Below are 8578 nucleotides of genomic sequence, written 5' to 3' on the forward strand. Positions count from 1 at the left end.
TATCACCGCAGGCATAAGCATCAACAATTTTCTGGCGCAAGTCGAGAGAGTAGGGTTTCATACCGACCAGTTATCAGTACAATTGCTCTCTCCTAGTGTACTGCACTGGACTGATAACCGCTATAATCATATCAAAATTTTATCTAAATTTACGTTTTCTGTCTTAGTAAATTTTTTAGCGTCTAACTAAATTTACAGATTAATAGCCTCTTTGCGCCCAGTGAAATGATAATAAGGTCATGTTCTGAAAAACACGCCACTCTTCGGGGGGAATCGCAATCATCATCCCTGCTAATGTCGCGCAACATTTCCAAACGATGTTCACTTGCTGCGATCGCATTACCATCAATAATTTTTACTCGATAACCTGGTAGCAAATCAGGCATTGTTGCATTCAGGTGGCCAATCGTAGCTTCCATTTCACCAGCTTGACAGGGCTACTCTTAACTCTTAACTCTTGACTCTTGACTCAGCACTGTTTTCGCTTGTTGGCTCCACTGTTGCACTAACTCAATCGCTGGACACAAATCTCGCCGCTGCATTGTTGCTACTTGTAAGCGCAAAATTTGTCGGTGCAATCTGTGAGTGGGAGTTTGGACTAACTGCGCTACAGAACCAATACCCGCATGGAGCAATAGACCGCAATATTGTATACCTACGGTGGGAATACGCGCCAAGTCAGCTAAAGCCATCCACTTATTTACATGCTGAAGATGAACCTGTAGTTTATTTGCTAACGCCACTCTCATCTCTAAAGTCTTGCCTTGTTTGACTAGCGCTAGTGTAGTTTTAATCCCAGAATTTTGTAGTTGGGACTGTTCTTCTTCGCTCAATCCAGGTAATTGCTCAATCGGCCAGTCACCAGATATGACCGGACTTCGATTATCTATTTGTTTAACAGACATTTGAAAAACTAAAATATGGGCTTCTTTAAATATTGTGACTCTTGTAGAGAGGCGATTAATCGCGTCTATTGAGTCAAGACACTCCTATCTCCGTTCTTCTTACTACGATGTAGTTAATTCTCCTCGGAGGACGGTGACTGCTTGTCCAGCTAAAAAGACGCGATCGCCTCCGGTATAACTTACTTTTACTACTCCACCGCGACTAGATGCCTGATAAGCTAAAAAATCATCTTTGTGCAGGCGATCGCGCCAGAAGGGAGCAAGACAACAATGGGCAGATCCGGTAACTGGGTCTTCATTAATACCTACTCCCGGTGCAAAGAAGCGAGAGATGAAATCATATTTGGAATCAGGGTAGCTGGTGCTAGTAACGATGACCTTAGCAACAGGTAAAGTTTGTATTTGCTGGAAATTAGGCTGCAAGCCTCGTACTAAATCTTCAGACTCCAATTCCACCAAATATCCTAGAGAATTCTGATACACAGATTTGTAAGATACACCCAAGGCTTCGCCTAATTCTGGCGGGGCGACTGTTGCTTGTGAGTGATTCACGGGAAAATCCAATTGAATCCATTCACCTTGCTGCTTGGCAATCAGTATTCCACTCTTAGTGTAGAAGCGGGCAGCTTCATCATTTGACAGATGTCCTTCTGACCAAAGCACATGGGCACTAGCCAAGGTTGCATGACCACAAAGCGGCACTTCCACTGTTGGTGTAAACCAACGCAGATTGAAGCCATCATTCTGTCTGACTAAAAAAGCCGTCTCAGATAAATTCATCTCCTGCGCCACGTTCTGCATCCAGCCATCATCTTGAGGTTCAAGCAAAACACACACAGCAGCAGGATTACCTGTGAAGTGTGTATTGGTAAAGGCATCAACCTGAGTAATGATTCGTCTCATAGGGGTACCCTGGAAGTTGAAGCAGCAAATTTGCAGCTTTGTATACTTATCATGAGTGCGTTAGAAATTTACACACACCAAAGCAAATATTTACATCCAGCATTTTTGAATAGCTCGACTTTATCGGTTCACCAAAACTACAATGCTTGTGGCAAGCCACGAAAAAGACTAAAACCTGATTCAAAAGTACCTTGGACTTTTTCGATTTTCGTAGAATCAGTCACAATAGAAAAAGTTTTGCATAACTAGTGGTCAATGTTAAATACAAATGGCAACTTGAGAATAAAAAACTCCACTCACAAGGGGATGGAGTTTTTGGGCATGGGGAATCGGGCATGGGGAATGGGGAAGAGTTACCAATGCCCAATGCCCAATGACCCAAGTCGGCGGGCGGCTATCCCTCCACAGACACCTGGGGATGGAGTTTCCCGGCGACTTCCTATAAAAATTATCGCGGGTATCTTAGCTGCTTTCAACCTAGCGCTCATTTCTGGAGGATTAGTCAGCTGCGGTGTTAAAGAACAGCAGCCGTTAGCTCCAATCGAACAGCAAAAACCAGAACAACAGCTTAACCAGAACGACGACGATGACGACGATGACGGCGATCGCAACGGGCGCAATGAGCGCAATAATGATAACGATCGCAACGATGATAAAGATGATAAAGACTAAATTAAGACCGAAGTATAACCTTTATCTTTTTGTTCGAGTTTCTATATTATGCTGAGCCAAAACACCACTAGTTCCTTTGCCGATACCCTACGTTACCGACGGCGACGACTAGAGCGCCTCATTGATTTTCCAGCAATTATCTGGTCGGGAGGCAGCAGCCCGCGCAACTTTCCCGCAAATGTATTTCCTTTGCGCGCTAGCAGTCATTTTCTCTATTTTGCGGGACTACCGTTGTCCAATGTAGCTATTCGCTTAGAAGCGGGTAAGCTAGAACTGTTTATGGATGACCCCCAACCCAGCAGCGCCCTTTGGTATGGAGAAATGCCAACGCGTGACGAAATAGCCCAGAAGATTGGAGCAGATGTTGCTAGACCAATGGCAGAATTAGAATTCTGGCTAGAAGGTGCAGCCACAATCGCTGTGCAGGAATCCGCTACTTGGACGCAGCAGTCGCAGCTATTAAATAGATGGGTTTTGCCGCAAAATCCTCCTCAAGGAATTGACTTGGAATTAGCTAAGGCGATCGTTTCTCTACGCCTCACCCACGATGATGCTGCTTTAGGTGAGTTGCGAAAAGCTGCCGCTGTAACTGTTGCAGCACACAAAGCCGGTATGGCAGCAACACCAAAAGCTAAACTGGAAGCAGAAGTTCGTGCAGCGATGGAAGGGGTAATTATTGCCCATAATATGACTACCCCCTACAGCAGTATTGTCACTGTTCACGGCGAAGTTTTGCACAATGAGCATTATCACCACTCTCTGCAACCAGGTGACTTGCTACTTGCCGATGTCGGCGCTGAAACCGAGACAGGTTGGGCTGCTGATGTCACCCGTACTTGGCCTGTTTCCGGCAAGTTTTCATCGACTCAGAGAGTAGTTTATGATGTCGTACTGGCGGCTCATGATGCTTGCATTGCCAAGATATACCCCGGAGTGGAGTATGAGGATATTCATCTTTTGGCTGCCACAGTCATGGCTGAAGGTTTAGTAGATTTAGGCATTTTACAAGGAAACGCCCAAGATTTGGTAGAAATGGATGCCCACGCGCTGTTTTTCCCTCACGGTATCGGTCATTTACTGGGTTTGGATGTCCACGATATGGAGGATTTGGGCGATTTAGCAGGATATGAAGAGGGTCGCAAAAGGAGCGATCGCTTTGGCTTGGGCTACCTACGTTTAGATCGTCCTCTGCGTCCAGGAATGTTAGTCACAATTGAGCCTGGTTTTTATCAAGTACCAGCAATTTTAAATGATGCCAATTTACGCTCAAAATATCAAGATGTGGTGAATTGGGAGCGTTTATCTCAATTTGCTGATGTGCGCGGAATCCGCATCGAAGATGATGTTTTAGTTACTACAGAAGGCGGCGAAGTTTTAACAGCCGCATTACCGAATGATGCGAGTACTGTAGAAAATTTAGTCAATGCCTGAATTCATACTTTCAGAATTGCTGAATGCAATTATTACTTTTTTAATCATCACTATTGTACAGACGCGTAGACGCTCGGAGAGTGTCTTATCGTAAGAGTATAATTGCATCTCAGCACTCATTATTATTAAATTTGACTTTTCACCCAGTTGCGAAATTCCCTCACCAAATCTAAATAATCCTTTTGCCCAACTTGTTGTAAAAAATTAGAGATTTCAAGAATAGGCAAATTCGTAAATGATAAACTCTGCTCTACAGCTATATATTTTTTATCCTGTAAAATATTTATACTAAAATCCTTACCATCATATCGCCAGATTTCAGGTACACCCATATCGGCGTAAACTTCAAAGCGATTCTTAGAACTACTAGTAATATCAATTTCTACTACTAAATCTGGCGGCGGATCTTGCTGCAAATTAATTATTTTCTTGCCTTTAATAACATTGATATTGCCAATGTAAAAGCATTTATCTGGTTCAGCGCCACTCAACTCTGGTCGTTTAAAAGTAGTAGAACCAAGGGGTTCAATGCTAACTTCTAATTCTTCAGCCAGAGTTTCAACAAATCGACCCACAAGTTCTTTGTAACGTTCGTGTTCAGGTGAGGGAACCATGATTTCTAGAGTACCGCGATTGTAAGTTAGCCGGAGACGGCGACTAGCATTAAGCTCAGTGAGTAAGTTCTCATAGGTTTGCCAACTAATACCTGAGAGGTGGATGATTTCTGTGGGTTCAATCAGAGTGTTGCTAATCATAGCGATATGTAGTGTATGCTCTCTACAATAGCTTTACTGTACTTTATACTATTCGCAAGTCATTATAGGCTTTACAGGCTTTGCGATCGCTCCAGGTAAATCTTCCATCCATTAATTAGCAGCCTCTCTGACTCTATCAACGTTTTGCCTTATAAAAGTATGGTAAAAGTATGTATATTGTATGGGTGTATTGGATATAATATATCTAGGGAGCAATTCCCTAATGTCTACAAATTTTGATTTAATGCTCTCAGATGAAGCATTTAGGAGTAACGTATTATGTCTACAGACAAAGAAAAATCTTCCCTTCAAAAGATAACCGTTAATCTTCCTCAAGAAACTATTGCGATTCTTAAGCGGCTTGCTGATGAACAAGGGATTACAGCTACTGCTGCTTTACGTAAAGCAATTGCAACCGAGGACTTTTTGAGAAGGGAAACTGTTAATAAGGATGCAAAAGTCCTGATTAAAGAACCAAATGGTGTTACCAAGCAAGTAGTTTTTATTTAGGTAAATGTTGTGGTTCCTGAGCCAGGTGATTTAAATGAAGATTTAGGTACGAGTGCAGAGCCTGGTTCTTCTGACGTGCCAGATTTTGATTCAGTTAGTGCAACTGAAGAGAGAAAATCCGGTGTGCCAGATTTAGATTCAGTTACTAAAACTGAAGATAGAAAAAGCGTTTATCGTCCTCCAGAGACTAAAGCTTTTGACGGAGAACGATGGCGAGAAAGCACTCGTACTTTTCTTTCTTTGGCCCTATTCATAAGTATAGGTTTGACGCAACTCTTAGTTTCAGCCTTTGTTGCTGCTCCCATTTTATTGCCTTTTTTTGTTGCAAGTGAAAAGCCCAAAGAGAAAGACGATGATAGTAAAGTGGTTAAGCTCGGCGATTCAACCTTTATTTATGTCGTCAAAAATGAAGATGAGGGTAAAGATGGTAAAGAACTTATAACTTTAATTTGGACTTCTCAAGTTACTTTAATTGGTGGCGCTCTCGGTTTCTATTTTGCTGCCAACAAAGAAAAAATCTAGTTTTAATAATAAATGACTGACATTAAATAAAATAGCTAAACAACTTAAATAAGTTATATATGATAAATCCCAAGAATTGATTATTGATTGGAGTATTTGTGCGTTTGATACTCTGAAATATAGATAGATCCAAAAAAATAGTCCTGGAGTTATTCATCTAGCAATGCTTGCTAGATAGGCGTTATAAATGCAAAACTTGTTAAATTATAGCCATTAATTGCTTAATCGCCGCTTTGACCTTAGTAAGTTAAGGACGGTTTGCCACTTTAATATAGCTAGGTATCCAGTTGTTACACTCGGAGTGAAAACTACTAAGCTGGTAAATAGCACGTTTAAACTCTACCGGAAATTCTGAATCGCAATTATTGGCGGTTTGGGCTTTTCCACTGGCTAACTACCTGTAACTGAATTATGTTTGATGCACTATCTGACCGTTTAGAAGCCGCCTGGAAAAAACTGCGGGGACAGGATAAAATTTCTCAATCCAACATTCAAGACGCTTTGCGGGAAGTGCGCCGCGCCTTGTTGGAAGCAGATGTCAACCTCCAGGTAGTCAAAGATTTTATTACCGAAGTCGAAACTAAGGCGCAGGGAGCCGAGGTTGTCTCTGGCGTGCGACCTGACCAACAATTCATCAAAATTGTTCATGATGAACTGGTGCAGGTAATGGGGGAAGAGAATGTTCCTCTAGCGGAAGCCGAGGAGCAACCCACTATTGTGCTGATGGCTGGGTTACAGGGGACTGGTAAAACTACAGCTACCGCTAAGTTAGCCCTACATCTACGTAAACTGGATCGCAGTTGCTTATTAGTGGCAACAGACGTGTATCGTCCAGCAGCTATTGATCAGCTGGTAACATTGGGTAAGCAAATTGACGTGCCAGTATTTGAACTGGGAAGCGATGCTGACCCCGTAGAAATTGCTCGGCAAGGTGTTGAGCGCGGCAGAGCAGAAGGTGTCAATACAGTAATTATAGATACCGCTGGTCGTCTGCAAATTGACGAAGACATGATGGCGGAACTGGCTCGCATTAAAGAAACCGTCCACCCCCACGAAACCCTGTTAGTAGTGGACTCCATGACTGGTCAAGAGGCAGCAAATCTGACCCGCACCTTCCATGATCAAATTGGGATTACTGGGGCGATTCTCACCAAGCTGGATGGTGATAGCCGTGGTGGTGCAGCGCTGTCAGTACGACAGATTTCAGGAGCGCCGATTAAATTTGTGGGCGTGGGTGAGAAAGTTGAGGCACTCCAACCATTTTACCCCGATCGCATGGCGTCGCGGATTCTGGGAATGGGCGACGTTTTGACCCTGGTAGAAAAAGCTCAAGAAGAGTTTGACCTAGCAGATGCTGAGAAAATGCAGGAGAAAATCCTCTCGGCGAAGTTTGACTTTACCGACTTTCTCAAGCAGTTGCGCTTGTTGAAGAACATGGGATCACTGGGAGGCATCATGAAGATGATTCCAGGGATGAACAAGCTGTCAGATGACCAACTCAAGCATGGAGAAACCCAGCTCAAGCGCTGTGAGGCGATGATTAATTCCATGACTCGCCAAGAACGCCACGACCCCGATTTGTTGTCGAGTTCTCCCAGTCGCAGACGGCGGATTGCTTCTGGCTCTGGTTATAAAGAGGCGGATGTGAGTAAACTAGTGGCTGATTTCCAAAAAATGCGATCGCTCATGCAGCAAATGGGTCAAGGTGGGTTCCCTGGAATGGCAGGAATGTTTGGTGGCGGCGGCGGTATGGGCAACGCCTTCGCCGGAGGTGCAGGTAATCGCCCAACTGCCCCTGGATGGCGCGGTTACAACACCGGTGCAGCAGGCACGAAAAAGAAAAAGAAAGACAAAAAGAAAAAAGGCTTCGGCAATCTTTAGTTATTGGTCATTGACTCTGGACAAATGACAAATAGCAGTGAATGCTAGGCAAGTGCTAAAATTAGCATTTCAACATCAACTAGCTGCTAAGTAAATTATCAACAGGAGAATGATTCTTCAACCATGATCAAACTGCGCTTAAAGCGATACGGTAAAAAACGGGAAGCGAGTTACCGTATTATCGCCATTAACAGCCTCGCACGCCGCGATGGTCGTCCCCTAGAAGAGTTGGGATTCTACAACCCCAGAACCGATGAAGTGCGATTAGACGTTCCTGGCATCGTCAAGCGATTGCAACAAGGCGCTCAACCCACTGACACCGTCCGTCGCATCCTAGTAAAAGCTAATGTTTTTGAACAGGTCAGTGCCACAGTCGCATCCTAACGTCGGAACAAAATCCCCAACAGCCAGTCCCGACTATGTTGGGCTAGTACGCTTCTTGATGCAGCCGTTTCTAGAATCTCCAGAGACTTTAAGCGTCGATTGTGAAATTTCTCACACCCTCAAACGGGCTTGGGTTCGCATTGCTTTTGATAGCACAGATAAAGGAAAAGTTTTTGGTCGAGGGGGACGCAATATTCAGGCGATTCGTACAGTAATTACCGCTGCGGCAGAACTTACTGGACAGTCAGTATACCTGGACATTTTTGGCAATACTACTCCTGGTCGGGAGGGTATGTCTTTTGATGAAGACCAGGAAGAACGATCGCCACCGCTCAAAACGAGAGAAGAACGTGGAAACGGGCCTAGTAGACCTGTTGTTAAACCCCGTTCTCGCTAGGTTAAAAATGCAAAGTAAGTCTGAGCGGTTGCATATAGCTCCTCTCAGCAGTTTTGAAGGTTTGAAAGCATTTTTAGATCAAACCTACACAAGGTAGAGGCGCAATTAATAGCGTCTCTATTTTTCATAGTCTGCTAAATATAGCGGGGCATGAGGCATGGGACATGGGGCATTGGGCATGGGGAATGGGGCATGGGGCATGGGGCATGGGGCATGGG

At 44.0% G+C, this 8578-nt stretch carries 12 protein-coding genes; 8 read left to right on the forward strand and 4 right to left on the reverse strand.

All coding sequences use genetic code 11. The features are described from left to right. Window positions 1-190: hypothetical protein (locus IQ246_RS30005; protein ID WP_208492319.1), on the forward strand; the 190-nt coding region annotated here is incomplete at its 5' end. Here the strand turns inward: IQ246_RS30005 and IQ246_RS27140 are convergent. From IQ246_RS27140 to IQ246_RS27150, 3 genes are all read right to left on the reverse strand, one after another. Next, window positions 183-419: a hypothetical protein gene (locus IQ246_RS27140; protein ID WP_194006397.1), complete on the reverse strand. Its 237-nt coding sequence runs from the start codon at window positions 417-419 to the stop codon at window positions 183-185. The genes IQ246_RS30005 and IQ246_RS27140 overlap by 8 nt on opposite strands. A 24-nt stretch (window positions 420-443) precedes the next feature. Beyond that, a complete protein-coding gene (locus IQ246_RS27145; protein ID WP_194006398.1) occupies window positions 444-905 on the reverse strand; it encodes a DUF4332 domain-containing protein in 462 nt (153 codons plus the stop codon). Window positions 906-1007: 102 nt separating this feature from the next. Further along, window positions 1008-1808, reverse strand: a complete 801-nt coding sequence (locus IQ246_RS27150; protein WP_194006399.1) for a PhzF family phenazine biosynthesis protein — start codon at window positions 1806-1808, stop codon at window positions 1008-1010. A gap of 255 nt (window positions 1809-2063) precedes the next feature. Here IQ246_RS27150 and IQ246_RS27155 point away from each other — a divergent pair, with 255 nt between their 5' ends. Next, window positions 2064-2480: a hypothetical protein gene (locus IQ246_RS27155; RefSeq protein ID WP_194006400.1), complete on the forward strand. Its 417-nt coding sequence runs from the start codon at window positions 2064-2066 to the stop codon at window positions 2478-2480. Window positions 2481-2528: 48 nt separating this feature from the next. Beyond that, window positions 2529-3911 (forward strand): aminopeptidase P family protein, encoded by a 1383-nt coding sequence (locus IQ246_RS27160; RefSeq protein ID WP_194006401.1) that lies wholly within the window; start codon window positions 2529-2531, stop codon window positions 3909-3911. 125 nt (window positions 3912-4036) lie between these two features. On the opposite strand, the gene IQ246_RS27165 is transcribed toward IQ246_RS27160, so the two are convergent. Beyond that, window positions 4037-4666 (reverse strand): Uma2 family endonuclease, encoded by a 630-nt coding sequence (locus tag IQ246_RS27165; RefSeq protein ID WP_194006402.1) that lies wholly within the window; start codon window positions 4664-4666, stop codon window positions 4037-4039. Between the two features lie 279 nt (window positions 4667-4945). Here IQ246_RS27165 and IQ246_RS27170 point away from each other — a divergent pair, with 279 nt between their 5' ends. The 5 genes from IQ246_RS27170 to IQ246_RS27190 all read left to right on the forward strand — a co-directional run bounded on the left by IQ246_RS27170 (window position 4946) and on the right by IQ246_RS27190 (window position 8360). Beyond that, on the forward strand, window positions 4946-5176 hold the full coding sequence (locus IQ246_RS27170) for a hypothetical protein (RefSeq protein WP_194006403.1): 231 nt from the start codon (window positions 4946-4948) through the stop codon (window positions 5174-5176). A 9-nt stretch (window positions 5177-5185) separates the two neighbouring features. Continuing rightward, window positions 5186-5698: a hypothetical protein gene (locus IQ246_RS27175; RefSeq protein ID WP_194006404.1), complete on the forward strand. Its 513-nt coding sequence runs from the start codon at window positions 5186-5188 to the stop codon at window positions 5696-5698. A 411-nt stretch (window positions 5699-6109) separates the two neighbouring features. Beyond that, window positions 6110-7579, forward strand: coding sequence for a signal recognition particle protein (ffh, locus tag IQ246_RS27180; RefSeq protein WP_194006405.1), 1470 nt, complete (start codon window positions 6110-6112; stop codon window positions 7577-7579). A gap of 123 nt (window positions 7580-7702) precedes the next feature. Then, window positions 7703-7963: a 30S ribosomal protein S16 gene (rpsP, locus tag IQ246_RS27185; RefSeq protein WP_194006406.1), complete on the forward strand. Its 261-nt coding sequence runs from the start codon at window positions 7703-7705 to the stop codon at window positions 7961-7963. Next, complete coding sequence (locus IQ246_RS27190) at window positions 7926-8360, forward strand: KH domain-containing protein (protein ID WP_194006407.1); 435 nt, start codon at window positions 7926-7928, stop codon at window positions 8358-8360. The genes rpsP and IQ246_RS27190 overlap by 38 nt, the downstream gene beginning before the upstream one ends. The last annotated feature ends 218 nt before the right edge of the window (window positions 8361-8578 follow it).

It is taken from the genome of aff. Roholtiella sp. LEGE 12411, assembly GCF_015206995.1.
In the GTDB taxonomy this organism is placed as follows: Bacteria; Cyanobacteriota; Cyanobacteriia; order Cyanobacteriales; family Nostocaceae; genus Komarekiella.